Genomic DNA, 26,636 nt, shown 5'->3' with positions numbered 1-26,636 from the left:
CACCGGACCCACACCACCCTCCGCCGCCTCACCCCCGACCCGCGAACCCCCCACGCGACCGCCGCTGCCGCGCTCCTTGGGCCGCGGTCGCTCCCCCGGCGCCGTACCGGCCGGCTGCAGGGTGTCACCGCGCAACTCCTCCGTACCCAGCTCCTCCGGCAGGTGGAAGCGGGCCAGGATCGCCGCCGTACCGGCCGGCACCCGGCCCGGGGTGGCCAGGGAGACCAGAACCATGGTCAGGAAGCCCAGCGGCACCGACCACAGGGCGGGCCAGGCCAGCAGCGCGTGCAGCGCCCCGCCGCCGCCCGGGAAGCCGCCCATGGTGGCGGCCACGGCGAGCAGCGCCGAGCCGCCGCCCACCAGCATCCCGGCCGCCGCCCCGGGCGGGGTCAGCCGCCGCCACCAGATGCCGAGGACGAGCAGCGGACAGAAGGAGGAGGCGGACACCGCGAAGGCGAGGCCGACGGCGTCGGCCACCGGCAGCCCGCCGACCAGCGCACTCGCCGTCAGCGGCACGGCCATGGCGAGCAGGGTGCCGAGCCGGAAGTGCGGCACCGCGCGCGACGGCAGCACGTCCTGGGTGAGCACTCCGGCGACGGCCATGGTCAGCCCCGACGCGGTGGACAGGAACGCGGCGAAGGCGCCGCCCGCGACCAGCGCGCCGAGCAGGTCGCCGCCGACTCCCCCGATCACCCGGTCGGGCAGCAGCAGGACGGCGGCGTCGGCGTCGCCGGTGAGCGTCAGCTCGGGGGCGTAGAGGCGGCCGAGGGCGCCGTACACGGGCGGCAGCAGGTAGAACGCGCCGATCAGGCCGAGCACGGCGACGGTGGTGCGGCGGGCGGCGACGCCGGTCGGGCTGGTGTAGAAGCGCACCACGACGTGCGGCAGGCCCATGGTGCCGAGGAAGGTGGCGAGGATCAGGCCGTACGTGGCGTACAGCGGGCGTTCCGTGCGGCTCTCGGCCCGCGACGGCGACAGGGCGTCGTCGGCGCCGCGCCCGGCGGCCGGGACGGGCGTGTCCGCGGCGAAGGTGAGGCGGGTGCCGGCCTCGATGCGGTGCGTTCCGGCGGGCAGGTCCAGGCGGCTTCCTTCCAGGGCGCGGCCGTCCACGGTGCCGTCGACGGTGACGGTCAGCGCTTCCTCCAGCTTGAGGGTGAGGGTGTCGTCTACGCGGACCGAGCGCTGCTCGCGGAAGGTGGCGGGCTCCTCGAAGGCCCGCCCCGGGGTGCCGTCGCCCTGCCAGGCCAGCACGAGGAAGAGCGCGGGGACGAGCAGGGCGGTGAGCTTGAGCCAGTACTGGAAGGCCTGGACGAAGGTGATGCTGCGCATGCCGCCGGCGGCGACGATGGCGGTGACGACGACGGCGACGATGACCCCGCCGAGCCAGTCCGGCGCCCCGCTCAGCACGGTCAGGGTCAGTCCGGCGCCCTGCAGCTGGGGCAGCAGGTAGAGCCAGCCGACGCCGACGACGAAGGCCCCGGCGAGGCGCCGCACCCCCTGGGAGGCGAGCCGGGCCTCGGCGAAGTCGGGCAGCGTGTAGGCGCCGGAGCGGCGCAGCGGGGCGGCAACGAAGAGCAGCAGGACGAGGTAGCCGGCGGTGTAGCCGACCGGGTACCAGAGCATGTCGGGTCCCTGGACGAGGACCAGTCCGGCGATGCCGAGGAAGGACGCGGCGGAGAGGTACTCGCCGCTGATGGCGGCGGCGTTGAGGCGGGGGCCGACGGTGCGGGAGGCGACGTAGAAGTCGGAGGTGGTGCGGGAGATGCGCAGGCCGAAGGCGCCGACGAGGACGGTGGCCACGACGACGAGGGCGACGGCGGGTATGGCATAGCTGGAGTTCACGTCCGGGTCAGCGGTCCTCCACCAGGCGCACGAAGTCGCGTTCGTTGCGCTCGGCGCGGCGCACGTACCAGCGGGCGACGAGGACGAGCGGGGCGTACAGGCCGAAGCCGAGGACCGCCCATTCCAGGCGGCGGGCGTCGGGCAGGACCGCGAACAGCAGCGGCAGCGGCCCGACGAGGAGGCCGAGGACCGCGAAGGCGGTCAGACCGGCGCGCAGCTGGCTGCGCATGAGGGAGCGGACGTAGGTGTGGCCGAGGGTGGTCTGCTCGTCGATCTCGGTGCGCGGCCGGTAGTGGGCGGAGGAGTGCCGCCCGCGCGAGCGGAGCCGGGCGTGGGAGTCGGTGCGCCTGGGCGGGCCGGTGACGGTGACGCGGCGTTCGGTGGGGTCCTGGGGCACGGCTCACGGCCTCCGCATCAGCAGGTCGCGCAGTTCGCGGGCGTGGCGCCGGCTGACCTGGAGCTCCTCGGTGCCGACCAGGACGCTGACGGTCCCCGCGTCCAGGCGTAGCTCGCCGATGTGGTGCAGGGCGACGAGGTGGCGGCGGTGGATGCGGACGAAGCCGCGGGCACGCCAGCGTTCCTCCAGGGTGGACAGGGGGATGCGGACGAGGTGGCTGCCCTTGTCGGTGTGCAGGCGGGCGTAGTCTCCCTGGGCCTCGGCGTGGGTGATGTCGTCGACGGGGACGAAGCGGGTGACGCCCCCGAGTTCCACGGGGATGTGGTCGGGGTCGGGTTCGTGCACGGGGACGCGCGGCGCGGGAACGGCGGTGGTGCCGCGCTGTTCGGCGGCCCGGCGCACCGCTTCCGCGAGCCGTTCCCTGCGGACGGGTTTGAGGACGTAGTCGACGGCCTCGAGGTCGAAGGCCTGGACGGCGAAGTCCTCGTGCGCGGTGACGAACACGACCAGCGGCGGCCGGGCGAACCCGGTGAGCAGCCGGGCGAGGTCGAGGCCGTCGAGGCCGGGCATCTGGATGTCCAGGAAGACGACGTCGATGGCGTCCGGGCCGTCGGGACCCGACTCCAGGGCCCGGTTGATGCGGCGCAGCGCCTCGGTCGCGTCGTTCGCGCCCTCCGCCGTGCCGATGCGGGGATCGGCGTTGAGCAGGTACACGAGTTCCTCGAGCGTGGGGCGTTCGTCGTCGACAGCCAGGGCGCGCAGCATGAGGCTGGAGTGTAGGGGCGATCCGTACGCCTGCACACGCCCCCGACGTGGACGTATCCGCTGGATACAGTGCCGTCATGAACAGCAGGCCCAGTCCGTTCGACGAACTCGACCGGAAGATCGTCACCGCCCTGATGGAGAACGCCAGGACGTCCTTCGCCGAGATCGGCGCGGAGATCGGGCTGTCCGCGACGGCGGTCAAGCGCCGGGTGGACCGGCTGCGCGAGACCGGCGTGATCACCGGGTTCACGGCGACGGTGCGGCCCTCGGCGCTGGGCTGGCGCACGGAGGCGTACGTGGAGGTGTACTGCGAGGGGGCCGCGCCGCCGAGGCGGCTGGCGGAGGTGGTGCGGGGCTATCCGGAGATCACGGCGGCGATGACGGTGACCGGCGGGGCGGACGCCCTGCTGCACGTGCGGGCGCGGGACGTGGAGCACTTCGAGGAGGTGCTGGAGCGGATCCGTGCGGAGCCGTTCATCCGGAAGACGATCAGTGTGATGGTGCTGTCCCACCTGATCGCGGACAGTCCCGAGGCGGGGACCGGCCTGCTCGCCCCGGAAGGCGCAGCGGACGTGCGTTGACCCGGCCGAGGACGCAGCATTCCTGCGGGAACACGCAGCCTTTGTCGCTTGTCGGGCGCGGTCGTCACTTTCTACCGTGGTGTCAACACCTCGTGACACACCGTGAAAAGCGGAGGTACCCCTCTGTGCCCGAGTCCCGTGTGCCGCGCCGGCGGCGCTTCCTGGTCTGCGAACCCAGACACTTCGCCGTGCAGTATGCGATCAATCCGTGGATGAGCGCCGACCGGCCCGTCGACGTCATCCGCGCCCTCGACCAGTGGCAGGCGCTGGTCGACGCCTACCGTGCCCACGGCCACACCGTGGACAGCGTCGAGCCGGTCCCCGGCCTGCCCGACATGGTCTTCGCCGCGAACTGCGCGGTGGTGGTCGGGGGCCGGGTCCTCGGCTCCCGCTTCCACGCGCCCGAGCGCCGGCCGGAGTCCGTGCCCTTCGAGGCGTGGTTCAAGTCGGAGGGCTTCGACGTCCACCGTCCCGAGTCGGTCTGCGAGGGCGAGGGCGACCTGGTCCCGGCGGGGCGCTGGGTCCTGGCGGGCACCGGGTTCCGCACCACGCCCGGGGCGCACCGGGAGGCGCAGGAGTACTTCGGCGTGCCGGTGGTGTCGCTGACGCTCGTGGACCCGTACTTCTACCACCTGGACACGGCCCTGTTCGTGCTCGAGGACGGAAGCGGCGACGGCGGCGAGGGAGGCGAGGGGAACATCGCCTACTACCCCGGCGCCTTCTCGCCCGGCAGCCGCGAGGTGCTCCGGAGGCTGTACCCGGACGCGGTCCTGGCCACCCGCGAGGACGCGGCGGCGTTCGGACTGAACTCCGTCTGCGACGGGCGGCACGTGTTCATGGCGCCCGGGGCCCGGCAGCTGGCCGGCCGGCTCGCCGGTCTCGGCTACGAGCCCGTGCCCGTCGACCTGTCCGAGTTCCACAAGGCCGGGGGCGGCATCAAGTGCTGCACCCAGGAGATCCGGGAGACCCGCCCATGACCGCACCCGCCCGCACCCGTGGCTCGCAGGAGCTGATCCGCGCGGAGGAGCCCGTCCTCGCGCACAACTACCATCCGCTGCCCGTCGTGGTGGCCCGTGCGGAGGGCGCCTGGGTCGAGGACGTCGAGGGCCGCCGCTACCTGGACATGCTGGCCGGCTACTCGGCGCTCAACTTCGGCCACCGCCATCCGGCGCTGGTCGACGCCGCCCACCGGCAGCTGGACCGGCTGACCCTGACCTCGCGCGCCTTCCACCACGACCGGCTCGCGGGCTTCGCCGAGCGGCTGGCGGCGCTGACCGGCACGGACATGGTGCTGCCGATGAACACCGGCGCCGAGGCGGTGGAGAGCGGCATCAAGGTGGCCCGCAAGTGGGCCTACGACGTGAAGGGCGTCCCGGCCGACCGGGCGACGATCGTGGTCGCCGCGGACAACTTCCACGGCCGTACGACGACGATCGTCGGCTTCTCCACCGACGAGACGGCCCGCTCCGGCTTCGGCCCCTTCGCGCCGGGGTTCCGGATCGTGCCGTACAACGACCTGACGGCGCTGGAGGCGGCGGTCGACGAGACGACGGCGGCCGTGCTGATCGAGCCGATCCAGGGCGAGGCGGGCGTGCTGATCCCGGACGACGGCTATCTGACGGGCGTGCGGGAGCTGACCCGGCGGGCCGGGTGCCTGTTCGTCGCGGACGAGATCCAGTCGGGGCTCGGCCGCACGGGGCGCACCCTGGCCGTGGAGCACGAGTCGGTCGTACCCGACGTGGTGCTGCTCGGCAAGGCGCTGGGCGGCGGGATCGTCCCCGTGTCGGCGGTGGTCGGCAGCCGGGAGGTGCTGGGTGTGCTGCACCCGGGCGAGCACGGTTCGACGTTCGGCGGCAACCCGCTGGCCGCCGCGGTCGGCACCGCGGTGGTGGAGCTGCTGGAGACCGGCGAGTACCAGCGCCGGGCGGCCGAGCTGGGCACGGTGCTGCGCGAGGGCCTCGCCGCCCTGGTCGGCAGGGGCGTCGTCGGCTTCCGGGCGCGGGGGCTGTGGGCGGGCGTCGACGTGGATCCGGCGCTGGGCAGCGGCCGTGAGGTCAGCGAGCGGCTGATGCGGGAGGGCGTCCTCGTCAAGGACACCCACGGCTCCACGATCCGGCTGGCCCCGCCGCTGACGGTCACCGGGGAGGAGCTGCGGGGCGCGCTCGGGACGCTGGAGAAGGTGTTGGCCTGACGCCGGAGAAGGTTGCGACCTGAGGCCGGCGAAGGCCTCGGCCTCCTCCACCCGCCGTCCGCCCCCGGCGTTTCACTGAGCGGCTCGGCTCCGGTCGAGCCGCTCGACGTGCGTGACGTTGTCCCGGTCCTCGGCGTCGTCGCTCGGCCCGGCCGCGAACCAGGCGTCGAGGATCTCCCGCAGCAGCGGCCCGGACGTCAGCCGCAGGCTGAGGGCGAGCACGTTGGCGTCGTTCCAGCGGCGGGCGCCGTCCGCGGTGTACGCGTCGGCGCACAGGGCCGCGCGCACGCCGGGGACCTTGTTGGCCGCGATGGAGGCGCCGGTGCCGGTCCAGCAGCACACCACGGCCTGGTCGGCCCGCCCCTCGGCGACCTCGCGGGCCGCCTGCTCGGAGCACGCCGCCCACCGGGGGTCGGCGCCGGGACTCAGCGCGCCGTGGAGGCGCACCTCGTGACCGCGTCCGCGCAGTTCCCCGGCGAGGAGCCGGGCCACGGGTTCGTCCATGTCGGAGGAGACGGCGATACGCATGGGCGAAGCCTACTGAAGGACCCGGCGCGCCGGGCCGGTCACCTCATCGGCTCAACCACATGACTGAAGTCACGACCATACCCAGCATGATCGGGGGAACGGGTACGACCTGAGAGACGTACGACCGAGCAGCGCCCCGCCCCGGAGTGGCTGCGCGTGGAAAGGGAGGCCGCCACGTCCCCCACCGAGAACGGACAGGAGACCGATGCCGCGGCGGTGCGCCGCCACCCCGCCCTGTTCCGGGCGATCAAGCGTCGGCAGAATCCCCGGCTGCGCCGGTCGGACATCACCGTCACGGACGAGGCCGCGGTCAAGCGAGCCGTGAAGGCCGCCTCTCTCGGCAATGCCATGGAGTGGTTCGACTTCGGCATCTACGCCTATCTGGCGGGCACCATCGGCCGTGTGTTCTTCCCCTCGGGGAGCGACACCGCGCAGCTGCTGTCCTCGTTCGCCACGTTCGCCGTGGCGTTCCTGGTTCGGCCGATCGGCGGCATGGTCTTCGGCCCGATGGGGGACAAGATCGGCCGCAAGAAGGTGCTGGCGCTGACGATGATCCTGATGGCGATCGGCACCGCCGCCATCGGGCTCATCCCGAGCTACGACTCGATCGGCTTCTGGTCGCCGCTGCTGCTGATCCTGTTCCGTCTGCTCCAGGGCTTCTCCACCGGCGGCGAGTACGGCGGTGCGTCCACCTTCATCGCCGAGTACGCGCCCGACAAGCGGCGCGGTTTCTTCGGCAGCTTCCTGGAGCTGGGCACGCTGGCCGGGTACACCGGTGCCGCCAGCCTCGTCACCGCGCTCACCGCGGCGCTGGGCAGCGACACGATGGACGCGTGGGCCTGGCGGATCCCGTTCCTCGTCGCGGCGCCGCTCGGCATCGTGGGTATCTACCTGCGGCTGAGGCTGGACGACACGCCCGCCTTCCTGAAGCTGGAGGACGCCAACGTCCACGTCTCGGAGGCGGCGAACGCGGTGGAAACCACCGCCCGGGGCGACCTCGCCAAGATCTTCCGCACGCACTGGCGACCGCTGGTGCTGTGCATCGCGCTGGTGGGCGCCTACAACATCACCGACTACATGCTGCTGTCGTACATGCCGACGTACCTGTCGGACGAGCTGGACTACAGCGAGAGCCACGGTCTGATGATCCTGGTGGCGACGATGGTGCTGCTGATGCTCATCATCAACCAGGTCGGCCGCCTCTCCGACCACTTCGGCCGCAAGCCGGTCCTGATGACCGGCATGATCGGGTTCTTCGTGCTGTCCGCACCCGCCTTCGTGCTGGTGCAGGAGGGCAGCCTGCTCGCCGTCTCGGGCGGCATGCTGATGCTGGGTCTGTCCCTGGTCTGCCTGCTCGGCACGATGTCGGCGGCGCTCCCCGCGATGTTCCCGACCAACGTCCGCTACGGGTCCCTGTCGGTCGGCTACAACCTGTCGGCGTCGATCTTCGGCGGTACGACACCGCTGGTCATCACGGCGCTGATCAGTCTGACCGACTCCGACATGATGCCCGCCTACTACTCGATGGCCGCCGCGCTGTTCGGTGTCGTGGCCGTGGCCTGCATGAAGGAGACGGCCCAGAAGCCGCTTGCCGGGTCCCCGCCGTCGGTGCAGACCGAGGAGGAGGCGGCGGAGATCGTCGAGGCGCAGGCGCCGACTCCGAAGTTCTGACTCCGAAGTACTCCCAAGTACTCCCAAGTATTTCGAAGTTCTGAGGCGCACGTGGCCGGCGGGCCGGGCGGTCCGGGTTCCGGACCACCCGGCCCGCACCTACACTGGCACCCCGGCAGACGCCGGTTGACCAGTGAGAACACGGCGAACGAGCCGTCCCGCCGGGGTGAGGAGCGACGCCTTGTTCTACTACGTCCTCAAATACGTGCTGCTCGGCCCGTTGCTGAGGCTTGCCTTCCGTCCCCAGATCGAGGGCCTGGACCACGTGCCGGCGTCCGGGGCGGCCATCGTCGCGGGCAACCACCTGTCCTTCTCGGACCACTTCCTGATGCCCGCGGTGCTCCGGCGCCGCATCACCTTCCTCGCCAAGGCCGAGTACTTCACGGGGCCCGGACTCAAGGGACGGCTGACCGCGTTCTTCTTCCGCAGCGCCGGGCAGATCCCGGTGGACCGGTCCGGCAAGGAGGCGGGGCAGGCGGCGATCCGCGAGGGCCTCGGTGTGCTCGCCCGCAACGAGCTGCTCGGCATCTATCCGGAGGGCACCCGCTCGCACGACGGCCGGCTGTACAAGGGCAAGGTCGGTGTCGCGGTGATGGCGCTCAGGGCGGGGGTGCCGGTGGTGCCCTGCGCGATGATCGGCACCTTCGAGGCGCAGCCGCCGGGCCGGAAGATCCCGAAGCTGCACCCCGTCGTGATCCGCTTCGGCGAGCCGCTGGACTTCTCCCGCTACGCGGGCATGGAGGGCGAGAAGGCGATCCTGCGGGCCGTCACCGACGAGATCGTCTACGCGATCCTGTCGCTGTCCGGGCAGGAGTACGTCGACCGGTACGCGGCGGACGTGAAGGCCGAGGAGGCGGCGCAGGCGGACCGGGGCCGCCGGTTCCCCCGACTGCCGCACCGGTAGCGGCCGCATCGGTGGCTGCCGGGCCGGTGGCGGCCGGGCCGGGGCGTGTCCTCTGCCGTCGGCAGAACACCGTGGCGGGGCGTCGGAGCGGGCGCCTACGGTCGCCGTATGACACGTGCTGTGGTGATCGGGGCGACGGGGCAGATCGGGCGGGTGGCCGTGGGGGCGCTGGCCCGGGACGGCTGGGAGGTGACGGCCCTCTCGCGGGGCGGCGGCCGGGACGCGCGGTGGCCCGGGGACGTGCGGGCGGTGCGGGCCGACCGGGAGGACGACGCGGCGCTGTCGGCGGCGGTCGGCACGGGGTGCGACGTCCTGGTGGACACGGTGGCCTTCGGCGGCGGGCACGCACGGCAGTTGGTGTCGCTGGCCGGGCGGGTCGGTTCGGCGGTCGTGATCTCCAGCGTGGCCGTCTACGAGGACGACCGGGGCCGCGGCTTCGACACGCAGTCCGAGTCCGACGGCTTCCCGCACTACCCGGTGCCGCTCACGGAGGCGCAGGGCACCGTCCGGCCGGGCGACGCCTCGTACAGCAGCGGCAAGGTGGCGCTGGAGCGGGAACTCCTCGCGGCGGGCGACCGGTTGCCGGTGACGCTGCTGCGCGCGGGCGCGGTGCACGGTCCGTACTGCCGGACCCCGCGCGAGCTGTACTTCGTCAAGCGCAACCTCGACGGGAGGCGCCGGCGGGTGCTCGCGTACGGCGGTGCGAGCCGTTTCCATCCGGCGGGTGTGCACAACATCGCCGAACTGGTCCGGCTGGCCGCGGCGCGGCCGGGCTCCCGCGTCCTGAACGCGGTGGACCCCGACGCGCCGACGGTGGCCCGGATCGCCGCGGAGATCGACGCGGTGATGGGCGTGCGGACCGAGGACGTCCTGGTGGACGGTCCGCCGCCCGGCGGGACGGTGGGCGACACGCCGTGGTCCGTGCCCGCACCCGTCGTGTGCGACATGAGCGCGGCGGAGAGCCGGCTGGGCTACCGCCCGGTGGCCCGGTACGCGGACAACCTGGCGGAGACGGTCGCCTTCGTGGAGGAGCAACTCGCCGGGCGCGACTGGCGGGAGGCCTACCCGAAGATGTTCCGGGCGTACGGCGACCTCTTCGACTACGCGGCGGAGGACGCCTGGTTGGCCGCGCGGCGGGGCTGATGCGGGCGGAGGGGGCGACCTGACCGGCCGCCCCCTCTTGTCTTGCCGCGCCCGCAGGTTACGGCGTGGGCGTGGCGTGCGGTGCGCAGGTCACGTCCTCGGCGTCCAGCTTCCCGGTCAGGAGGTAGCCGTCCACCCGGTCGTTGATGCAGGGGTTGGCCAGTCCGGTGACGCCGTGCGAACCGGCGTCCCGCTCGGTGACCAGACGGGAGCCCTTGAACCGCTGGTGCAGCTCGACGGCGCCCGCGTACGGGGTGGCGGCGTCCCGTTCGGACTGGACGATCAGGACGGGCGGAAGTCCCTTGCCGGTCTTGACGTTCAGCGGGGTCTGCTGCTTGACCGGCCAGGTGGCGCAGGGCAGGTTCATCCAGGCGTTGGCCCAGGTCATGAACGGGTGGTCGCGGTGGAGGCGGGTGTTGTCCCGGTCCCAGGTGCGCCAGTTCGTGGGCCACTTGGCGTCGGTGCACTCGACGGCCGTGTAGACGGCGTTGCCGTTCTCCGCGGAGGCGTTGCCCGCGGTGTCGGACGGGTCCGGGGCGGCGGCGTCGACGAGGGCCTGGGTGTCGCCGGCCACGTACTGGCTGAAGATCTCCGCGGTGGGCGCCCACGCGGAGTCGTAGTACGGGGCGCTCTGGAAGAAGGAGATCAGCTCGGCCGGTCCGACGACGCCGCCCAGCGGCTCCTTCGCGGCGGCGGCACGCAGCTTCAGCCACTGGTCCTGGACCTCGGCGCGGGTGTCGCCGAGGTGGTAGGTCGCGTCGTTCTCGGCGACCCAGTCCTGCCAGTCCTTCCAGCGGCCCTCGAAGGCGACGTCCTGGTCCAGGTTGGCCCGGTACCAGATCTTGTCGCGGGACGGGTTGACGACGCTGTCGACGACCATGCGGCGCACGTGGCCCGGGAAGAGGGTGCCGTAGACGGCGCCGAGGTAGGTGCCGTAGGAGACGCCGAGGTAGTTGAGCTTCTTCTCGCCGAGGGCGGCGCGGATGACGTCGAGGTCGCGCGCGGTGTTCGGCGTGGTCATGTGCGGGAGCATCTCGCCGCTGCGCTCGAAGCAGCCCTCGGCGTACTCCCGGGCGAGCTTGCGCTGGGCGCGCTTGCCGGCCTCGGAGCCGGGCACGGGGTCGGCCTTGGGCGCCTTGACGAACTCCTGCGGGTCGGCGCAGGAGATGGGCGCGGAGTGTCCGACGCCACGCGGGTCGAAGCCGACGAAGTCGTAGGCCTTGGCCGTCTTGGCCCACACGGCGCTCTTGCTGGTGACGCGGGCCGGGAAGCGCAGTCCGGAGCCGCCGGGGCCGCCGGGGTTGTAGACGAGGGCGCCCTGGCGCTCGCTGTCGGTTCCGGTGTTGCCGATGCGGTCGACGGCGAGCCTGATCTGCTTGCCGTGCGGCTTGGCGTAGTCGAGCGGCACCTTCACGTAGCCGCACTGGATGGGTTTCGGCAGGTTCCAGTCGGCGGCGCAGTCCTGCCAGTCGACCCCGGCCCTGGCGGCGCGGGCGGCGGCGACGGCGGCTCCCCGGGCCTCGCGGTCCGAGCGGTCGGAGCGGTCGGAGCGGTCCGGACCGTGCGCGGAGGGGTGGCCGTCGGCCGGGGCGGCGTTAGCGGCGGGTGCCGTGACGGCGCCGGCTATCAGTGTGGCGGTGACCAGTGCGCCGGCCGAGCCGAACGCCGTGGCCCTCCGCCGCAGTCCGTTCTTGCTCAAGTGGCCCTCCCCGTACGTGTTCGCGACAAGTACGGGGATCCTCGCGGCTGTGGGATTCCTGAGAACAGAGTAAGTACTACTTCTTTGCCAATCCGATAAACGGAGACAGGCGTTCGGTCGGCGAGCCGGCCCCGGGGGGGGGCCGTGCCGCCAGTGGCCGTCAGGACGCGTCCGGCCCCCGGTGTTCCGCGGTGATGCCGAAGCGGTGCTGCTCGGGCGGCGCCGTGGCGGCGACTTCACGCACCGCGGATACCGACGTGACGACCTGGCCCTCCGGGAGACCCCGGTCGCCCGGGTGCTCCTGGGCCTCCTCCAGCCGCTCCAGGTCGGCCGCGGAGACGAGGGCGACGAGAGGCTTGCCGTGCCGTGTCACGACGACGCGTTCGCCGCCGTACACCACCCGGTTGATCAGGTCGGCGAGCTCAGCCCGGGCTTGCGTCACCGGAATCTCGTAGGCCATGCCCCCAGCTTACGGTTCCGGCCGAATACACCACCCGGTCAACGTACATCCTGTACATTTTTTACGGAGACAGCGTGGCCCTGCCCACCGGCACGGCCCGCGGAGCCCGGCACAGCCGAAGAGGGTCCTGCCACGAGGAGGGGGTCGCCATGACCCGACCGTCCGCCCGCCACGTCCTGCCCGAGTTCACCGAGCGCACGAGCTCCGGGACCCGGACGACGGATCCGTACTCGAAGCTGCTGGCGGAACGGATCGTCTTCCTCGGCACACCGATCGACGAGACCTCCGCGAACGACGTGATGGCGCAGTTCATGTACCTGGAGCACCATGCGCCGGACCGCGACATCGCGCTCTACATCAACTCGCCCGGCGGTTCCTTCACCGCGATGACCGCGATCTACGACACGATGCGCTACGTCGCGTGCGACGTGGAGACGACCTGTCTGGGGCAGGCCGGCGCGTCCGCCGCGGTGCTGCTGGCCGCGGGCACGCCGGGCAAACGCGCGGTGCTGCCGGGCGCACGGGTCGTGATCCACCAGCCGGCGGTGACCGCCCCGATGCAGGGGCAGGCCAGCGATCTGGCCATCCAGGCGGACGAACTGACCCGCATCCGGACCCGGCTGGAGGAACTCCTCGCCCGGCACACCGGCCGCGACCCCGAGCAGGTCGGCGCCGACATCGAGCGGGAGACGGTCCTGGACGCCCGACAGGCCGTGGAGTACGGCCTGGTGGACCGGATCGTGCCGAACCGGGGTGCCGCGCAGGCCGCACCCGGCACGAGGTGAGCGGCCCGTGCTGCCACCGGAACTGCCGCCCCTGCCCGCCCTGACCCGCGCCGAGTCGGAGCTGATCGACCGCTACCTGGACGCGGTGGACCTGCTCGGACGCATCAACCCCGCCCGGGACGGCGACACCTACCGGGGGCTGCGGGCCGCCCAGGCACTGGTCGGCAAGGCGGCGGCCCTGCGGGACGCGCTGGAGCTGATGCACCGCCGCGGCGAGACGGAACTGCACTCCACCACGCTCGCCCGCGCGCTGCGCGTCCTGGACGGCGAGCGGCGCACGGCCCGCGTCAGCCTTCCGCCGCCCACCGGCGGTTGAGAGGTCCGGGGCCGAAACGGACCAAACGGCTTACCCCCCTTCGGCGTAGCAACACCTCCGATTTCCGCCCGGTCCGAGTTGCGGCCGCGTCGCCCGCGGCCCCGGCCGGCACCGCTCCGCCACTGGTCCCGGGGCATCACCGCGCCCCGCGGGGATTCGAACGCGAGGCCTGGAAACCCGAACGGGCGAGCGGTGAGTAACAACACAAAGGGCACGTTCCGTTGGGAATTCACCGGCGGGCGGGACAAGATCCGTGACTGACGACAAGCCCCCGCCGCAGCGGCGGGGCGGTCCGGGCGGACGCCGAGTCCTGCCGCCGTCCGGACGACCGGTCGCGAGGAAGTGGATCGGCAGGAGTGGAGGACCCGAGCACGACGGGTCGCCGGAACGGTCGTCTCCGCGGGAGACGCGCCGGGCCGGGCAGCCCTTGGGGTGAAGCCGCACACGTGCGGCCGGGCAACTTCGCCAGCCCGAATCCGACAGGTCATCCTTCACAGGCGGCTGACGAAGGGTTGCGCATGTCCGCGCTCAATCGTGTCCCGTCCCTGATGGCCCGTGCCGGTACGGCCTCCGCTCTCACTCTCGCCGCCGTCGGCGGTTCCGTCGTGGTCCCCGGTGTCGCCTCCGAGGCGGCCGCCGCGAGTCATGCGACGAAGGCCCTCAACGTCGCGGCATCCAAGAAGGGGTCCCCGTACCGATGGGGGGCCACCGGGCCTCATCGTTTCGACTGCTCCGGCCTGACGCTGTACTCGTTCAAGAAGGCCGGCAAGAAGCTGCCGCGCACCGCCGCCCAGCAGTACAACAAGACCAGCCGTGTCTCCGCCAAGAACCGCAGGAGCGGAGACCTCGTCTTCTTCCACTCCGGCAGCAGCGTCTACCACGTCGGCATCTACGCCGGGAAGAACCGGATCTGGCACGCGCCGAAGACGGGCGCCGTGGTGCGTCTGGAGAAGATCTGGTCCTCGAAGGTCTGGTACGGGCGGGTCAAGTAGCCCGCCCGGCGGGGTGACGGCGGGCAGCGCGCCGTCACCCCGCCGGGTGCGCCCCGGGTTCGCAGGCCGTGGCCGGCTCGGGGGCGGCCGGCCGGCCCGGGGACGCCCAGGGCAGTTCGATGGAGACGGTCTTGCCGCCCTCCCGCGTGGGCCGGATCCGCAGCCTGCCGCCGCACTCCGCGGTCAGCCAGCGGATGATCACCAGGCCCCGGCCGTTGTCCTGCTGCACGGCCGCGGGCAGCCGCTTGGGGAAACGCGGATGGCTGTCCGTGACGCCGAGGCGCAGCCGCTCGTCCCGGTCGAGCGCGATGTCCACCGTGAAGGTCGGTGACTGCCCGAGCGTGTGCTGGACCGCGTTGGTGGCCAGTTCGGAGACGATGAGCCGGACCGTCTCGGACAGGTCTGCGTCCGCCGGCAGGCCCCACTCGGCCAGCGTGCCGACCACATAGGTGCGAGCGGCGGCCACCGAGGCAGGATCGCTCGGCAGAGTGACGGATGCTTCCAGAAGGTCTGCCATGGCGATGTCGTCCCTTTCTCACGGGACCGCGGCCGGACACGGAGCGGATGGTTCGAGTACGGTCCCGGACTGGTGCTTCGCCGCCAGAGTGCCATCACCCGGCCGGTGAAGGACGGCGATCCACCAAGATGTGCATATATCTGTCGCTCGATGCGGTGAACTCTGCGACGGCAGAGCGTATTTGGGCGATTCACCGGGAGTAAGGGAGTGGCCCATGCAGCACGGTCCCGTGGTGCGCCGGCGGAAACTGGGCGCGGAATTACGCGCCCTGCGCACGACGGCGGGCATCACCAGTGGCGAAGCGGCCCGGCTGGTGGGCTGGCACCAGTCGAAGGTCAGCCGGATCGAGACCGGAACGAGCGGGGCGAAACCGGCCGACGTCCGGTTACTGCTGGATGCGTACGGGGTCGACGACGATCCGTTGCGCGAGCTGCTGGTGATGCTGGCACGCCCCGAGGACCCCGGCGGCCGGCCCCACTGGTGGCACGCCTACCGCGGGGTGCTGCCGCCGGCCTACCGGGACTTCATCAACCTGGAGTCGCAGGCCAGCGCGATGCGCACGCTGGAGACCACGGTGATTCCGGGTCTGCTCCAGACACCGGAGTACGCCCGTGAGGTGACCAGGGCCGCGGGCGACGGCACGTCGGCGGAACGGCTGGAGACGCTGGTGGAGGTGCGGCTGGCCCGGCAGGACGTGCTGCGGGGCGACCCGCCGCTGAAGCTGAGCGCGGTCCTCGACGAGGCGGTGCTGCGCCGGCAGGTGGGAGGCCCGGGGGTGATGGCCCGTCAGCTGTCCCGGCTGACCGAGGCGGCACGGCTGCCCCATGTCCGGCTGCAGGTCCTGCCGTTTGCCGCCGGGGCGCACATCGGTGTCACCGGCCCTTTCGTAATCTTCTCTTTTGCGAGCACTTCTGATCTGGATGTGGTTGTTCTCGACCACTTGACGAGTAGCCTGCACCTCGAACGGAAAGAAGACCTAGAGGCCTATACCGAGGCCTTCAACGCCCTTCTGATCCATGCCCTTTCGCCCGAGGACTCGTTGGACTTCATCGCCGCGACCGCGGCAGGCGCGTAAGGAGGCACACCATGTCAGGCTCCATGCCGGCAACCGATCCGAACATCCCCGTCAGTACCGATCTGCCCGGCGTGCGGTGGCTGCGCAGCAGTTACAGCACCGGGGCGAACAACTGTGTGGAGACGTCCCGTCCGAGGGCCGGCCGCTGGGCCGGACTGCTCGCCGTGCGGGACTCCAAGAACCCGGCCGGTCCCGCCCTGCTCTTCTCCCCCGAGAGCTGGACGTCCTTCACCGCCGGGGTCGACCGCGGCTGACCCGTGGGAGGTCAGCGACGCACGGCCGTGTCACGCCGACTCATGGTCGCGTCTCGCCGATCACCCGTACAGCACGTTCGATTCTGTCCCCGGAGAGGTCCGCGCGCGCGGTCAGCCTGAGCCGTGAGATGCCGTCAGGCACGGAAGGAGGGCGGAAGCAGCCCACGGACAGGCCGGCCGCACGGCAGTCGGCCGCCCAGCGCAGGGCCGCCTCCGGGGACGGCGCGCGCACCGAGACGACCGCGGCGTCGGGACGTACCGCCTCGAGCCCCGCGGCGGTGAGGCGCGCGTGCAGGTCGGCGGCGACGGCCCGGGCCGCGCGTTCCGGCTCACGGCGCAGCACGGCCAGGGCCGCCAGGGCCGCTCCCGCCGCGGCGGGGGCGAGCCCGGTGTCGAAGATGAAGGTCCGGGCCGTGTTGACCAGGTGGTCGATCACCCGGGCGGGGCCGAGCACGGCGCCGCCCTGGCCGCCCAGCGACTTGGACAGCGTCACCGTGGCGACGACGTCGTCGCGGCCCGCGAGCCCCGCCGCGTGCGGGGCTCCCCGACCGCCCGCGCCGAGGACGCCCAGCCCGTGGGCGTCGTCGACGACCAGTCCGGCGCCGCGCTCCGCGCACGCCTCGGCGAGCGCGGTCAGGGGCGCGGCGTCGCCGTCGACGGAGAAGACCGTGTCGGAGACGGCGATCGCGGGCCCCTCGTGCGTCGCCAGGGCCTTGCGCACGGCGTCCGGCTCGGCGTGCGCCACGACCTGGATCGTACCGCGGGCGAGCCGGCAGCCGTCGATCAGCGAGGCGTGGTTCTGCGCGTCGGAGACGACGAGCGTGCCGTACGGCGCCAGCGCGGTGACGGCGGCGAGGTTGGCCGCGTAGCCGGAGGAGAGGACGAGCGCGGTCTCGAAGCCGCAGAAGTCGGCCAGTTCGCGTTCGAGCGCGGTGTGCAGTTCGGTGGTCCCGGTCACGAGCCGGGAGCCGGTCGCGCCGCCGCCCCACGTGCGCGCGGCCCGGGCCGCGCCCTCGGCGACCTCCGGGTGCCGGGCCAGTCCGAGGTAGTCGTTGCTCGCCAGGTCGAGGAGCGGCGACCGGGCCGGGCGGGGGCGCAGGACCCGCACGAGTCCCGCCCGGCGGCGCGCCCGGGCCTGCTCGTCGATCCAGCCGAACGCCATGGCTCGCTCCTCGGGAGTTTTGTAGGCAGTGAACAGACATTAGCGGTCCCGCCACCCCCACGAGGTGTGGTGATACCCACACGTCGATCTGTCAGTGTTGTGCGAAGTCTCCTTGGCCCCGGGTGGCCCCTTAGGACAGGATCGGCTCTCATGGACCTGCTGAACACGCTGGTGGACAAGGGGCTTCGGCGCGAGTCGCCGACCCGCGAGGAGGCCCTGGCCGTCCTCGCCTCTTCCGACGAAGACCTGCTCGACGTGGTGGCCGCGGCCGGCAAGGTGCGCCGTCACTGGTTCGGCCGGCGGGTGAAACTCAACTACCTCGTGAACCTCAAGTCGGGCCTGTGCCCCGAGGACTGCTCCTACTGCTCGCAACGGCTCGGTTCCCGGGCGGAGATCCTCAAGTACACCTGGCTCAAGCCCGATCAGGCCACCGCGGCCGCCGCCGCCGGAGTCGCCGGCGGCGCCAAGCGGGTCTGCCTGGTGGCCAGCGGACGCGGTCCGACCGACCGGGACGTGGACCGCGTCTCGGACACCATCAGGGCCATCAAGGACCAGGACGGGTCCGTCGAGGTGTGCGCCTGTCTGGGGCTGCTCTCCGACGGCCAGGCGGAGCGGCTGCGCGAGGCGGGCGCGGACGCCTACAACCACAACCTCAACACGTCGGAGGCGACGTACGGCGACATCACGACGACGCACACGTACGCCGACCGGGTGGACACGGTGAACAAGGCGCACGCGGCCGGTCTGTCCGCCTGCTCGGGCCTCATCGCGGGCATGGGCGAGAGCGACGAGGACCTGGTCGACGTGGTCTTCTCGCTGCGTGAGCTGGACCCGGACTCGGTGCCGGTCAACTTCCTGATCCCGATGGAGGGCACGCCGCTGGCCGGCGAGTGGCACCTCACCCCGCAGCGGTGCCTGCGGATCCTGGCGATGACACGGTTCGTCTGCCCGGACGCCGAGGTGCGCATCGCGGGCGGGCGCGAGGTCCATCTGCGCACCATGCAGCCGCTCGCCCTGCACCTGGCCAACTCGGTCTTCCTGGGCGACTACCTCACCAGCGAGGGCCAGGCGGGCCACGCGGACCTGGAGATGATCGCGGACGCCGGCTTCGAGGTGGAGGGCGCCTCGGAGGTCACCCTGCCGGAGCACCGCGCCTCCCGCCGGGGCGGTGGGTGCGGAACGCACGAGGACTGCGGCGGTGGGTGCGGGACGCACGAGGGCAGCGGCGGGTGCGGGGCGCAGGCCGGTGACGGCGGCGCCGGTCATGGCGGCACCGGTGGCTGCAGCTCGCACGCGGGCGGCGGAGTGTGCGCCCCCGCGCCCGCGGCACGCGCCGAGGGGCCCCGTACGGACCTGGTGGCCGTGCGCCGCCGCGGCGCCGGCACGGACCTCGCGCCCAATGCCTGAGTCCCCGCCGGACGTCGCCGATCTACTGGCGCTGGACCGGCGGCACGTCTGGCACCCGTACGGTCCGATGCCCGGCCGGCAGGACCCGCTCGTCGTCGAGTCGGCGAGCGGGGTGCGGCTGCGGCTCGCCGGTGGCGCCGGGGAACTGGTCGACGGAATGTCGTCCTGGTGGTCGGCGATCCACGGCTACAACCACCCGGTGCTGAACGAGGCCGCCCACGAACAGCTGGGGCGGATGAGCCACGTGATGTTCGGCGGGCTCACCCACGAGCCCGCCGTACGGCTGGCGAAGCTCCTTGTCGACATGTCGCCCGAGGGACTGGAACACGTGTTCCTGGCCGACTCCGGTTCGGTGTCGGTCGAGGTCGCCGTCAAGATGTGCCTCCAGTACTGGCGTTCACTCGGCCGCCCCGGCAAGCGGCGCCTGCTCACCTGGCGGGGCGGCTACCACGGCGACACCTGGCAGCCCATGTCGGTGTGCGACCCCGAGGGCGGGATGCACGAGCTGTGGTCCGGCGTACTGCCGCGGCAGGTCTTCGCGGACGCGCCGCCGGAGCAGTACGAGGAGTCGTACGCCGAGCACCTGCGGACGCTGATCGAGCGGCACGCCGGCGAACTGGCCGCGGTGATCGTCGAACCGGTGGTGCAGGGCGCGGGCGGGATGCGCTTCCACTCCCCCGCGTACCTGCGGGTGCTGCGCGAGGCGTGCGACACGCACGGCGTGCTGCTGGTGTTCGACGAGATCGCCACCGGCTTCGGGCGTACGGGCGCGCTGTTCGCGGCGGAGCACGCGGCGGTGACGCCCGACGTGATGTGCGTGGGCAAGGCCCTGACCGGCGGCTACCTGACGATGGCGGCCACGCTGTGCACGTCACGGGTGGCGGAGGGCATCTCGCGCGGGGAGGTGCCGGTACTGGCCCACGGTCCGACGTTCATGGGCAATCCGCTGGCGGCGGCGGTGGCGTGCGCGTCGGTGGAGCTGCTGCTCGGCCAGGACTGGCTCGGCGAGGTCAAGCGCGTCGAGGCGGGCCTGCGCGAGGAGCTCGCGCCCGCCGCCGGACTGCCGGGCGTACGGGACGTACGGGTACTCGGCGCGATCGGCGTGGTGCAGCTCGACCACGCGGTGGACATGGCCGCGGCGACGGCGGCGGCCGTGCGCGAGGGCGTGTGGCTGCGCCCGTTCCGCGACCTGATCTACACCATGCCGCCGTACGTCACGGGCGACGCCGACGTGGCACGGATCGCCCGCGCGGTGTGCGCGGCGGCACGGGAGGGATGAGATGCCGGTACTGGTGATCACGGGCACGGGCACGGAGGTCGGCAAGACCGTCGTGACCGCCGCCGTCGCCGCCGCCGCGCTGGCCGCGGGCCGGTCGGTGGCGGTACTGAAGGCGGCGCAGACCGGCGTCGGTCCGCACGAGCCCGGGGACGCCCGGGAGGCGGCGCGGCTCGCGGGCGCCGTCACGGCGGCCGAGGTCGCCCGCTACCCCGAGCCGCTGGCACCGGGCACGGCCGCCCGCCGGGCGGGGCGGGCACCGGTGCATCCCCGGCAGGTCGCCGAGGCGGCGGAGAAGCTGGCCACCGAGCACGACCTGGTGCTGGTCGAGGGGGCCGGCGGACTGCTCGTCCGCTTCGACGCGGCCGGCGGGACCCTGGCGGACGCCGCCGCGCTGCTGGGCGCGCCGGTGCTGCTGGTGGCGTCGGCGGGCCTCGGCACCCTGAACACCACGGAGCTGACGGCGCGTGAACTGTTCTCCCGGGGCCTGGAGCTGCCGGGCGTGGTGATCGGCAGCTGGCCCGGCGCGCCGGACCTCGCCTCGCGCTGCAACCTCGCGGACCTCCCCGACGTGGCCGGCGCTCCCCTGCTCGGTGCCGTACCCGCCGGCACGGGCGCCCTCTCGCCGGCCGCGTTCCGCGAGGCCGCGCCGAGCTGGCTGGCGCCCCGCCTCGACGGCACGTGGGACGCGACCCGGTTCACACTGCGGGAGGCTCCCTGACGGACGGACGGACGAACGGGACGGACGGGACGGACGGACGGGACGGGTAGGCGTGCGGGCGTCGGCAGAGCGGGCGCGCGTGGCGGCGGGAGGCATGGGCGCGGTCGGTGCGGGCGGGGGCGCGCCCTGACGGACGGGTACAGCGGGGGCGCGCACCGGCGGGTCGCGGTCACTGTCGTAGTCGCAGTCGCAGTCGCAGTCGCAGTCGCGGGAGGGTGCGCGGGAGGGTGCGTGGCACTGATACGGGGGACAATCGCCGTAGGCACCACTCCGTGAGGGAGGTCCCATGGCGCCGCGACCGGCGCGGGCCCGCGGGGTGCCGCGGGACGCCGTGCACCATCCGCTGTTCGCCCGCTGCTACGCCCGGGTCAGCGTGAACGCCGAGACCCGCTTGGGCATGGGGCGCGTGCGTGACCGGCTGCTCGCCGGAGTGTCCGGGCGGGTGATCGAGGTCGGCGCGGGCAACGGGCTGAACTTCTCGCACTACCCGGGCACCGTCTCGGAGGTCGTCGCCGTGGAACCCGAGCGCATGCTGCGGCAGTTGGCCGTGGAGGCGGCGCAGCGGGCGCGGGTGCCGGTGGACGTGGCGCCGGGCGCGGCGGAGGCGCTGCCGGTCAAGAGCGAGGCCTTCGACGCGGCGGTGGTCTCGCTCGTGCTGTGCAGTGTCCGCGACGTGCCGCGGGCGCTGGCGGAGCTGCTGCGGGTGCTGCGGCCCGGCGGGCAGCTGCGGTTCTTCGAGCACGGCCGGGGCGGCGGGCGGGTGATGACCTTCACCCAGCGCGCGCTGGACCGCACGCTGTGGCCCCCGCTGTCCGGCGGCTGCCACCTGTCTCGCGAACCGGTCGCGGCGCTGCGGGACGCGGGCTTCGTCCTCGGGCCCTACCGGCGGCTGATGATGCCTCCGGGCGGACCGGCGCTGCCGAGTTCCTACTGCGTGCTAGGCACGGCCTGGCGGCCGTCCTGACCGCCGGTGCGCTCAGACACTCCACCGGCGCAGTTCGTCCGCGATCTCGTCGACGCCCGCGTCGCCCTTCTTGACCAGCAGGGCGAGGTCGCGCACCTGCTCGGGCGTGGTGGCGACCGGGACGCCGCTCGCGACCAGGTAGGCGTAGGCGACCGCCGAGGCGAACAAGGCGTTGGAGCGCTCCAGCGCCGGAACGTGGATCAGCAGCTGGAGCAGGGCCGCGGCGCGGGCGTGCGGGCTGTCGTAGACGGGGGTGTCGAATATCTCGGCCCGGTGGCGGGCGACGGCCGCCACGAGTGCTCCCCAGTCGGTGACCTGGGGGTCCCCCGGTGTGCGCTGCTCGGCGAGCATCAGCAGCCAGGCGAGGTCGATGGTGAGGTCGTTCATCCCAGAGGTGTGTGCGACGGCTCAGCGGCGGCCTTCGCCGACCTCCTCGGCGAACACCTGTTCGTACTGCTTCATGAAGTCGGCGGCGGCCTCCACGAAGGTGTGGCCGGCCTCGCCGGTGTCCTTGCGGACCAGTTCCTCGATGTAGCGGTTGACACTCAGTCCGCGGGCCGTGGCCTTCTCACGGGCCGCCCGGACCGTACCCTCGTCCACCCGGACGTTCAGCTGGGCCTTCTGGGTCTTCGCCATACCTAGAAGCTAGCGCCGGAGTGCTAGCCACGGCAAGGGCCGGCGGACGCGGATTGAGAGACAGTGCGGATGAAAGACGACGGCCTCCGGTCCGCATGGCGGAATTGCGCGCGGATGATCGTCGGACGTGGTCGTATCGCCGCATGAGTGATCTGCGTATACGGGCCGCCGGGCCGGAGGACCTGGACGCCGTGCTGGCGTTCTGGAAGGCGGCCGCGGAGGGGCCGAGCATCAGCGACGACCGCGAGGGCGTGGAACGGCTCGTCGCCCGCGATCCGGAGGCGCTGGTGCTGGCGGAGCGGGACGGGGAGCTGGTCGGCACGGTGATCGCGGGCTTCGACGGCTGGCGGTGCCACCTGTACCGGTTGGCGGTGCGCCCGGACCACCGGCGCCGGGGCATCGGCTCGGCCCTGCTCGCGGCGGCCGAGGAGCGCTTCGTCCGGCTGGGCGGTCGCCGCGGGGATGCGATGGTGCTGCAGCGCAACGAGCGCGCCCAGCATGCCTGGCGGGCCGCCGGGTACGCGCCGCAGGAGCAGTGGCGACGCTGGGTGAAGCCGCTCGCCGGGTGAGCGGGCCGGAACCGGTGCCCGCAACGAGCGACCGCAACAAGTGACCGAACAAGGACCGGAGCAAGGACCGGAACAGGTGAACCGTCCGAACCGGAACAGGTGAACCGTCCGAACCGACCGAGAGGCTGAGCAGCGCCGCATGAGCGATCCCCGAGCAGGCGGTTCTCCCGGCGTCACCGCCGGACCACCCCGTCGCGCGCGCCCCCGGGTCCTGGCCGATCATGGATCCGAGGTGACCCGATGACCGAAGTGCTCCTGCTGCTGGTGGCGGTCCTGCTCTCACTCATGTGCGGCGCCTTCGTCGCCGCCGAGTTCTCGCTGACCACCGTCGAACGCGGCGAGCTGGAGCGGGCGGCGGAGCGCGGCGAGCGGGGCGCGGCCGGTGCGCTGAAGGGCGTACGGAACCTGACCTTCCAGCTGTCCGGGGCGCAGCTCGGCATCACGGTCACCAACCTGGTGGTCGGCATGCTGGCCGAGCCCTCGGTCGCGGCGCTGATCGCGGGGCCGCTGGAGGACCTGGGGGCGTCGCGTTCGACGGCGTCGTCGGTGGCGCTGGTGCTGGGCACGGCCCTGTCGACGGTCTTCCTGATGATCGTCGGCGAACTGGTGCCCAAGAACTGGGCGATCTCCTCCCCGCTCGCCGTGGCCAAGCGGGTCGGCGCTCCGCAGCGCTGGTTCAGCGCGGCCTTCCGGCCCTTCATCGGCCACCTCAACAACACCGCCAACCGGATCGTGCGCCGTTTCGGCGTCGAGCCCGCCGAGGAACTGGCGTCCGCCCGCGGCCCGCAGGAACTGGCGGCGCTGGCCCGGCACTCGGCCAAGGAGGGCGCCCTGGAGCCCGACACGGCCGAGCTGTTCGTACGGACCCTGAACCTGGCGGACCTCACCGCGCAACAGGTGATGACCCCGCGCGTCCAGGTCGTCGCCCTCGACACGTCGGCCTCGTGCGAGGACGTGGCCGACGCGACCCGGGCCACCGGTCTGTCGCGGTTCCCCGTCTACCGGGACTCCCTCGACGCCGTGGTCGGGACCGCACACGTCAAGGACGTGCTGGCGGTGCCTGCCGCGCGGCGGGCCGGGATGCCGGTCACCGAGCTGATGCGCGAACCGCTGCTGGTCCCCGAGTCGCTGACCGTCGACCGGCTGCTCGACCGGCTCTCCGGGCGGCGCACGATGGCCGTGGTGATCGACGAGTACGGCGGGACCGCGGGCGTGGCCACCCTCGAGGACATCGTGGAGGAGGTCGTCGGCGAGGTGCGCGACGAGCACGATCCGCACGAGACGCCCGACCTCGACCCGGCCGGCACCGACGAACAGGGCCACGCCCTGTACTGGGCGGACGGCTCGGCCCGGGTGGACCGGCTGGCCCGGCTGGGCCTGCGGGTGCCCGAGGGCCCGTACGAGACGGTCGCCGGGCTGGTCGCGGCGGAACTGGGGCGCATCCCGGCCGTCGGCGACACCCTCGGCGTCGCCGGCTGGCGGCTGGAGGTCGTGGACGCCACCGGGCACCGGGCGGCCCGGGTACTGCTGCACGCGCCGCCCGACGACGCCGGCGCCCCGGGCGGGGCGGCCGGGGCGGACCGCGCGGACGGACACGGGGAGGCCGGGCGGTGACCGCGGTACAGCTGCTGATCGGTCTGGCGACGCTCGTCGTCAACGCGTTCTTCGTGGGCGCCGAGTTCGCGCTGATCTCGGTGCGCCGCAGCCAGGTGGAGCCGTACGCCGACGAGGGCGACCGGCGTGCGAAGCGCGTGCTGTGGGGCCTCGAGCACGTGTCGGCGCTGCTGGCGGCGACCCAGCTGGGCATCACCCTGTGCACGCTGGTCCTCGGCATCGTGGCCGAACCGGCGATCGCGCACCTGCTGGAGCCGGTGTTCCACGCGGTGGGCGTGCCCTCCGGCGCGGGCCACGCGGTGTCCTTCGTCATCGCGCTGGCGCTGGCCACGTATCTGCACATGCTGCTGGGCGAGATGGTGCCGAAGAACATCGCGCTGGCGGAGCCGGTGCGCAGCGCACTGCTGCTCGGGCCCCCGCTGGTGGCACTGTCCCGGGCGCTGCGACCGGTGATCTTCACGGTCAACGCCCTGGCGAACACGCTGCTCAAGCTGCTCCGGGTGGAGACGAAGGACGAGGTCTCGGCCACCTTCACGGACACGGAGCTGGCGGACATCGTCAAGGACGCGGGCGAGGCCGGGCTGATCGACGACCGGGCCCGGGAACGGCTGCACGACGCCCTGGAGCTGGGCCGCCGGCCGGTGCGGGACGTGGTGCTGCCGCTGGCGCGGGTCGTCCACGCGCGCGTGGGGGTCACTCCGGAGGAGTTGGAGCAGCTGTCCGCCGCGTCGGGGTTCTCGCGCTTCCCGGTGGTGGACGACGGCCGGCGCATCGTCGGCTACCTGCACGTGAAGGACGCGCTGGACGCGACACCGCGCGACGCGGCGTTCCGGCTGCGGGACATGCGGCCCATCGCGCGGGTGCGGGAGCGGACCCCGATGGACGACGTGCTCACCGCGATGCGGCGCAGCCGTACGCACGTGGCGGCCGTGCTCGGGTCCGACGGGCGGCTGGCGGGGCTGGTGACGATGGAGGACGTGCTGCGGGAGCTGTTCGGGCAGCGGGCGTGACCCGGTGCCCGCTCCCCCGGTGACGGTCCGCGGCTGCGGCGGTCCGGGGGGGGGTAGGGATCCGTGGGTGTAAGGGCCCGTGGGTGTAGGGGTCCGTGGGTGGGGCGATCCGTGGGCGCAGGAGCCCGTGGACGTAGGGGCCCGTGCGCGCAGGAGCCCGTGGACGCAGGAGCCCGTCGGCGCAGGAGCCCGTGAGTGTGGCGGGCCGTCGTCGAGGGCCACCGACCGGCGGGTATGTGTAGGGGCTACCATTTCTGACGCCATGCAGACGAACCCCACCCACACCAGTCTCGTCGCCGTCGGCGACTCCTTCACCGAGGGCATGTCCGACCTGCTGCCCGACGGTTCCTACCGCGGCTGGGCCGACCTCCTCGCCGCGCGGATGGCGGCCCGCTCCCCGGGCTTCCGGTACGCCAACCTCGCGGTGCGCGGGAAGCTGATCGGGCAGATCGTCGACGAGCAGGTCGACGTGGCGGCGGCCATGGGAGCCGACGTGATCACGCTGGTCGGCGGGCTCAACGACACCCTGCGGCCCAAGTGCGACATGGCCCGGGTGCGTGATCTGCTGACGCAGGCCGTGGAGCGGCTGGCCCCTAGCTGCGAGCAGCTGGTGCTGATGCGCAGCCCCGGCCGCCAGGGCCCGGTCCTGGACCGGTTCCGGCCCCGTATGGAGGCGCTGTTCGCGGTCATCGACGACCTGGCGGCCCGGCACGGCGCCGTGGTCGTCGACCTGTACGGGGCGCGGTCGCTGGCCGACCCGCGGATGTGGGACGTGGACCGGCTGCACCTGACGGCCGACGGGCACCGCCGGGTCGCGGAGGCCGTCTGGCAGGCGCTCGGTCACGAGCCCGAGGACCCCGACTGGCACGCGCCGGTCCCGGCGACGCCGCCCCCGAGCTGGATCGGGCGCCGCACGGCCGATGTCCGGTTCGCCCGGCAGCACCTGCTGCCCTGGATAGGCCGCAGGCTGACCGGCCGGTCGTCCGGTGACGGGCTGCCGCCCAAGCGTCCGGAGCTGCTGCCGTACGGCGACGCCACGCCCTGATCCCGGGCCTCCAGGGCCCTCCCGCGATCCCTCCCGCAGATCTCCCGCGGGCCCTCCCCCCGGCCCCCCGGCCGGCTCTCCCGCCGATCTTGCACGGACCTCCTGCGGCCCT

Annotated in this window: 29 protein-coding genes and 1 riboswitch; of the genes, 19 read left to right on the top strand and 10 right to left on the bottom strand. The window is 72.9% G+C overall.

Annotated features, from left to right (window positions below):
• The 3 genes from HZS56_RS02790 to HZS56_RS02780 all read right to left on the bottom strand — a co-directional run.
• Positions 1-1,842 (bottom strand): sodium/solute symporter (locus HZS56_RS02790; protein WP_308407963.1); only part of this gene is annotated, 1,842 nt, incomplete at its 3' end.
• A 7-nt stretch (positions 1,843-1,849) separates the two neighbouring features.
• Positions 1,850-2,239, bottom strand: coding sequence for a hypothetical protein (locus HZS56_RS02785; protein ID WP_216719029.1), 390 nt, complete (start codon positions 2,237-2,239; stop codon positions 1,850-1,852).
• 3 nt (positions 2,240-2,242) lie between these two features.
• Entirely contained in the window at positions 2,243-3,004 is a 762-nt protein-coding gene (locus tag HZS56_RS02780) for a LytR/AlgR family response regulator transcription factor (RefSeq protein ID WP_216719028.1), read from the bottom strand.
• A gap of 77 nt (positions 3,005-3,081) precedes the next feature.
• Between HZS56_RS02780 and HZS56_RS02775 the strand changes: the two genes are divergently transcribed.
• The 3 genes from HZS56_RS02775 (at position 3,082) to rocD (ending at position 5,776) form a co-directional block, all read left to right on the top strand.
• On the top strand, positions 3,082-3,585 hold the full coding sequence (locus HZS56_RS02775) for an Lrp/AsnC family transcriptional regulator (protein WP_216719027.1): 504 nt from the start codon (positions 3,082-3,084) through the stop codon (positions 3,583-3,585).
• Between the two features lie 125 nt (positions 3,586-3,710).
• Positions 3,711-4,562 carry a dimethylargininase gene (ddaH, locus tag HZS56_RS02770; protein WP_216719026.1) on the top strand — a complete coding sequence of 284 codons (852 nt, stop codon included), beginning with the start codon at positions 3,711-3,713 and terminating at the stop codon, positions 4,560-4,562.
• Positions 4,559-5,776 carry an ornithine--oxo-acid transaminase gene (rocD, locus tag HZS56_RS02765; RefSeq protein ID WP_216719025.1) on the top strand — a complete coding sequence of 406 codons (1,218 nt, stop codon included), beginning with the start codon at positions 4,559-4,561 and terminating at the stop codon, positions 5,774-5,776. Before ddaH ends, rocD begins: the two co-directional genes overlap by 4 nt.
• Positions 5,777-5,848: 72 nt before the next feature.
• On the opposite strand, the gene HZS56_RS02760 is transcribed toward rocD, so the two are convergent.
• A complete protein-coding gene (locus HZS56_RS02760) occupies positions 5,849-6,304 on the bottom strand; it encodes an RpiB/LacA/LacB family sugar-phosphate isomerase (protein WP_216719024.1) in 456 nt (151 codons plus the stop codon).
• Between the two features lie 156 nt (positions 6,305-6,460).
• Between HZS56_RS02760 and HZS56_RS02755 the strand changes: the two genes are divergently transcribed.
• The 3 genes from HZS56_RS02755 (at position 6,461) to HZS56_RS02745 (ending at position 10,022) form a co-directional block, all read left to right on the top strand.
• On the top strand, positions 6,461-7,975 hold the full coding sequence (locus HZS56_RS02755; RefSeq protein ID WP_216719023.1) for an MFS transporter: 1,515 nt from the start codon (positions 6,461-6,463) through the stop codon (positions 7,973-7,975).
• 181 nt (positions 7,976-8,156) lie between these two features.
• Entirely contained in the window at positions 8,157-8,879 is a 723-nt protein-coding gene (locus HZS56_RS02750; protein ID WP_216719022.1) for a lysophospholipid acyltransferase family protein, read from the top strand.
• 108 nt (positions 8,880-8,987) lie between these two features.
• Entirely contained in the window at positions 8,988-10,022 is a 1,035-nt protein-coding gene (locus tag HZS56_RS02745) for an NAD-dependent epimerase/dehydratase family protein (protein ID WP_216719021.1), read from the top strand.
• Between the two features lie 58 nt (positions 10,023-10,080).
• Here the strand turns inward: HZS56_RS02745 and HZS56_RS02740 are convergent, their stop codons facing one another.
• Positions 10,081-11,721, bottom strand: a complete 1,641-nt coding sequence (locus HZS56_RS02740) for an alpha/beta hydrolase (RefSeq protein WP_216719020.1) — start codon at positions 11,719-11,721, stop codon at positions 10,081-10,083.
• A gap of 160 nt (positions 11,722-11,881) precedes the next feature.
• Entirely contained in the window at positions 11,882-12,181 is a 300-nt protein-coding gene (locus HZS56_RS02735; protein WP_216719019.1) for a type II toxin-antitoxin system Phd/YefM family antitoxin, read from the bottom strand.
• 149 nt (positions 12,182-12,330) lie between these two features.
• On the opposite strand from HZS56_RS02735, the gene HZS56_RS02730 reads away from it, so the two are divergent.
• The 3 genes from HZS56_RS02730 (at position 12,331) to HZS56_RS02720 (ending at position 14,274) form a co-directional block, all read left to right on the top strand.
• On the top strand, positions 12,331-12,966 hold the full coding sequence (locus HZS56_RS02730) for an ATP-dependent Clp protease proteolytic subunit (protein ID WP_216719018.1): 636 nt from the start codon (positions 12,331-12,333) through the stop codon (positions 12,964-12,966).
• A 7-nt stretch (positions 12,967-12,973) separates the two neighbouring features.
• Positions 12,974-13,282 carry a hypothetical protein gene (locus HZS56_RS02725; protein WP_216719017.1) on the top strand — a complete coding sequence of 103 codons (309 nt, stop codon included), beginning with the start codon at positions 12,974-12,976 and terminating at the stop codon, positions 13,280-13,282.
• A gap of 370 nt (positions 13,283-13,652) precedes the next feature.
• Positions 13,653-13,797: riboswitch (cyclic di-AMP (ydaO/yuaA leader) on the top strand.
• A gap of 3 nt (positions 13,798-13,800) precedes the next feature.
• The gene (locus tag HZS56_RS02720) at positions 13,801-14,274 is read left to right on the top strand and encodes a C40 family peptidase (RefSeq protein ID WP_216719016.1); all 474 of its coding nucleotides are present in this window, start codon (positions 13,801-13,803) and stop codon (positions 14,272-14,274) included.
• Positions 14,275-14,308: 34 nt separating this feature from the next.
• On the opposite strand, the gene HZS56_RS02715 is transcribed toward HZS56_RS02720, so the two are convergent.
• Positions 14,309-14,791: an ATP-binding protein gene (locus HZS56_RS02715; protein WP_216719015.1), complete on the bottom strand. Its 483-nt coding sequence runs from the start codon at positions 14,789-14,791 to the stop codon at positions 14,309-14,311.
• A 214-nt stretch (positions 14,792-15,005) separates the two neighbouring features.
• Here HZS56_RS02715 and HZS56_RS02710 point away from each other — a divergent pair, with 214 nt between their 5' ends.
• Both HZS56_RS02710 and HZS56_RS02705 read left to right on the top strand, forming a co-directional pair.
• On the top strand, positions 15,006-15,866 hold the full coding sequence (locus tag HZS56_RS02710) for a helix-turn-helix domain-containing protein (RefSeq protein ID WP_216719014.1): 861 nt from the start codon (positions 15,006-15,008) through the stop codon (positions 15,864-15,866).
• A gap of 11 nt (positions 15,867-15,877) precedes the next feature.
• Positions 15,878-16,120 (top strand): DUF397 domain-containing protein, encoded by a 243-nt coding sequence (locus HZS56_RS02705; protein WP_216719013.1) that lies wholly within the window; start codon positions 15,878-15,880, stop codon positions 16,118-16,120.
• Positions 16,121-16,160: 40 nt separating this feature from the next.
• Here the strand turns inward: HZS56_RS02705 and HZS56_RS02700 are convergent, their stop codons facing one another.
• Positions 16,161-17,282, bottom strand: a complete 1,122-nt coding sequence (locus HZS56_RS02700) for an 8-amino-7-oxononanoate synthase (RefSeq protein WP_216719012.1) — start codon at positions 17,280-17,282, stop codon at positions 16,161-16,163.
• 150 nt (positions 17,283-17,432) lie between these two features.
• Here HZS56_RS02700 and bioB point away from each other — a divergent pair, with 150 nt between their 5' ends.
• From bioB to HZS56_RS02680, 4 genes are all read left to right on the top strand, one after another.
• Positions 17,433-18,689, top strand: coding sequence for a biotin synthase BioB (gene bioB, locus HZS56_RS02695; protein ID WP_216719011.1), 1,257 nt, complete (start codon positions 17,433-17,435; stop codon positions 18,687-18,689).
• Positions 18,682-19,968 (top strand): adenosylmethionine--8-amino-7-oxononanoate transaminase, encoded by a 1,287-nt coding sequence (locus HZS56_RS02690; protein WP_216719010.1) that lies wholly within the window; start codon positions 18,682-18,684, stop codon positions 19,966-19,968. The genes bioB and HZS56_RS02690 overlap by 8 nt, the downstream gene beginning before the upstream one ends.
• 1 nt (position 19,969) lies before the next feature.
• Positions 19,970-20,686: a dethiobiotin synthase gene (gene bioD / locus HZS56_RS02685; RefSeq protein WP_216719009.1), complete on the top strand. Its 717-nt coding sequence runs from the start codon at positions 19,970-19,972 to the stop codon at positions 20,684-20,686.
• 286 nt (positions 20,687-20,972) lie between these two features.
• Positions 20,973-21,650 carry a class I SAM-dependent methyltransferase gene (locus HZS56_RS02680; protein WP_216719008.1) on the top strand — a complete coding sequence of 226 codons (678 nt, stop codon included), beginning with the start codon at positions 20,973-20,975 and terminating at the stop codon, positions 21,648-21,650.
• A gap of 12 nt (positions 21,651-21,662) precedes the next feature.
• Here the strand turns inward: HZS56_RS02680 and HZS56_RS02675 are convergent, their stop codons facing one another.
• Both HZS56_RS02675 and HZS56_RS02670 read right to left on the bottom strand, forming a co-directional pair.
• Complete coding sequence (locus HZS56_RS02675; protein WP_216719007.1) at positions 21,663-22,037, bottom strand: fic family toxin-antitoxin system, toxin component; 375 nt, start codon at positions 22,035-22,037, stop codon at positions 21,663-21,665.
• 21 nt (positions 22,038-22,058) lie between these two features.
• The gene (locus HZS56_RS02670) at positions 22,059-22,286 is read right to left on the bottom strand and encodes a toxin-antitoxin system HicB family antitoxin (protein WP_216719006.1); all 228 of its coding nucleotides are present in this window, start codon (positions 22,284-22,286) and stop codon (positions 22,059-22,061) included.
• Between the two features lie 143 nt (positions 22,287-22,429).
• On the opposite strand from HZS56_RS02670, the gene HZS56_RS02665 reads away from it, so the two are divergent.
• The 4 genes from HZS56_RS02665 (at position 22,430) to HZS56_RS02650 (ending at position 26,524) form a co-directional block, all read left to right on the top strand.
• Positions 22,430-22,855, top strand: coding sequence for a GNAT family N-acetyltransferase (locus tag HZS56_RS02665; RefSeq protein ID WP_216719005.1), 426 nt, complete (start codon positions 22,430-22,432; stop codon positions 22,853-22,855).
• Positions 22,856-23,095: 240 nt separating this feature from the next.
• The gene (locus HZS56_RS02660) at positions 23,096-24,469 is read left to right on the top strand and encodes a hemolysin family protein (protein ID WP_216719004.1); all 1,374 of its coding nucleotides are present in this window, start codon (positions 23,096-23,098) and stop codon (positions 24,467-24,469) included.
• Complete coding sequence (locus HZS56_RS02655; protein WP_216719003.1) at positions 24,466-25,479, top strand: hemolysin family protein; 1,014 nt, start codon at positions 24,466-24,468, stop codon at positions 25,477-25,479. Before HZS56_RS02660 ends, HZS56_RS02655 begins: the two co-directional genes overlap by 4 nt.
• Before the next feature lie 262 nt (positions 25,480-25,741).
• Positions 25,742-26,524: an SGNH/GDSL hydrolase family protein gene (locus tag HZS56_RS02650; protein ID WP_216719002.1), complete on the top strand. Its 783-nt coding sequence runs from the start codon at positions 25,742-25,744 to the stop codon at positions 26,522-26,524.
• The last annotated feature ends 112 nt before the right edge of the window (positions 26,525-26,636 follow it).

It is taken from the genome of Streptomyces mayonensis (assembly GCF_018982965.1).
GTDB classification, from domain to species: domain Bacteria; phylum Actinomycetota; class Actinomycetes; order Streptomycetales; family Streptomycetaceae; genus Streptomyces; species Streptomyces mayonensis.
This window is presented reverse-complemented; position numbering and strand designations above follow the sequence as displayed.

Excerpts from the sequence above, each read along its gene's own strand:
- HZS56_RS02780 (WP_216719028.1), bottom strand. The coding sequence starts at position 3,004 with ATGCTGCGCGCCCTGGCTGTCGACGACGAACGCCCCACGCTCGAGGAA.
- HZS56_RS02775 (WP_216719027.1), top strand. The coding sequence starts at position 3,082 with ATGAACAGCAGGCCCAGTCCGTTCGACGAACTCGACCGGAAGATCGTC.
- rocD (WP_216719025.1), top strand. The coding sequence starts at position 4,559 with ATGACCGCACCCGCCCGCACCCGTGGCTCGCAGGAGCTGATCCGCGCG.
- HZS56_RS02760 (WP_216719024.1), bottom strand. The coding sequence starts at position 6,304 with ATGCGTATCGCCGTCTCCTCCGACATGGACGAACCCGTGGCCCGGCTC.
- HZS56_RS02745 (WP_216719021.1), top strand. The coding sequence starts at position 8,988 with ATGACACGTGCTGTGGTGATCGGGGCGACGGGGCAGATCGGGCGGGTG.
- HZS56_RS02735 (WP_216719019.1), bottom strand. The coding sequence starts at position 12,181 with ATGGCCTACGAGATTCCGGTGACGCAAGCCCGGGCTGAGCTCGCCGAC.
- HZS56_RS02730 (WP_216719018.1), top strand. The coding sequence starts at position 12,331 with ATGACCCGACCGTCCGCCCGCCACGTCCTGCCCGAGTTCACCGAGCGC.
- HZS56_RS02720 (WP_216719016.1), top strand. The coding sequence starts at position 13,801 with ATGTCCGCGCTCAATCGTGTCCCGTCCCTGATGGCCCGTGCCGGTACG.
- HZS56_RS02715 (WP_216719015.1), bottom strand. The coding sequence starts at position 14,791 with ATGGCAGACCTTCTGGAAGCATCCGTCACTCTGCCGAGCGATCCTGCC.
- HZS56_RS02710 (WP_216719014.1), top strand. The coding sequence starts at position 15,006 with ATGCAGCACGGTCCCGTGGTGCGCCGGCGGAAACTGGGCGCGGAATTA.
- HZS56_RS02705 (WP_216719013.1), top strand. The coding sequence starts at position 15,878 with ATGTCAGGCTCCATGCCGGCAACCGATCCGAACATCCCCGTCAGTACC.
- HZS56_RS02700 (WP_216719012.1), bottom strand. The coding sequence starts at position 17,282 with ATGGCGTTCGGCTGGATCGACGAGCAGGCCCGGGCGCGCCGCCGGGCG.
- bioB (WP_216719011.1), top strand. The coding sequence starts at position 17,433 with ATGGACCTGCTGAACACGCTGGTGGACAAGGGGCTTCGGCGCGAGTCG.
- HZS56_RS02690 (WP_216719010.1), top strand. The coding sequence starts at position 18,682 with ATGCCTGAGTCCCCGCCGGACGTCGCCGATCTACTGGCGCTGGACCGG.
- bioD (WP_216719009.1), top strand. The coding sequence starts at position 19,970 with ATGCCGGTACTGGTGATCACGGGCACGGGCACGGAGGTCGGCAAGACC.
- HZS56_RS02680 (WP_216719008.1), top strand. The coding sequence starts at position 20,973 with ATGGCGCCGCGACCGGCGCGGGCCCGCGGGGTGCCGCGGGACGCCGTG.
- HZS56_RS02675 (WP_216719007.1), bottom strand. The coding sequence starts at position 22,037 with ATGAACGACCTCACCATCGACCTCGCCTGGCTGCTGATGCTCGCCGAG.
- HZS56_RS02670 (WP_216719006.1), bottom strand. The coding sequence starts at position 22,286 with ATGGCGAAGACCCAGAAGGCCCAGCTGAACGTCCGGGTGGACGAGGGT.
- HZS56_RS02665 (WP_216719005.1), top strand. The coding sequence starts at position 22,430 with ATGAGTGATCTGCGTATACGGGCCGCCGGGCCGGAGGACCTGGACGCC.
- HZS56_RS02660 (WP_216719004.1), top strand. The coding sequence starts at position 23,096 with ATGACCGAAGTGCTCCTGCTGCTGGTGGCGGTCCTGCTCTCACTCATG.
- HZS56_RS02650 (WP_216719002.1), top strand. The coding sequence starts at position 25,742 with ATGCAGACGAACCCCACCCACACCAGTCTCGTCGCCGTCGGCGACTCC.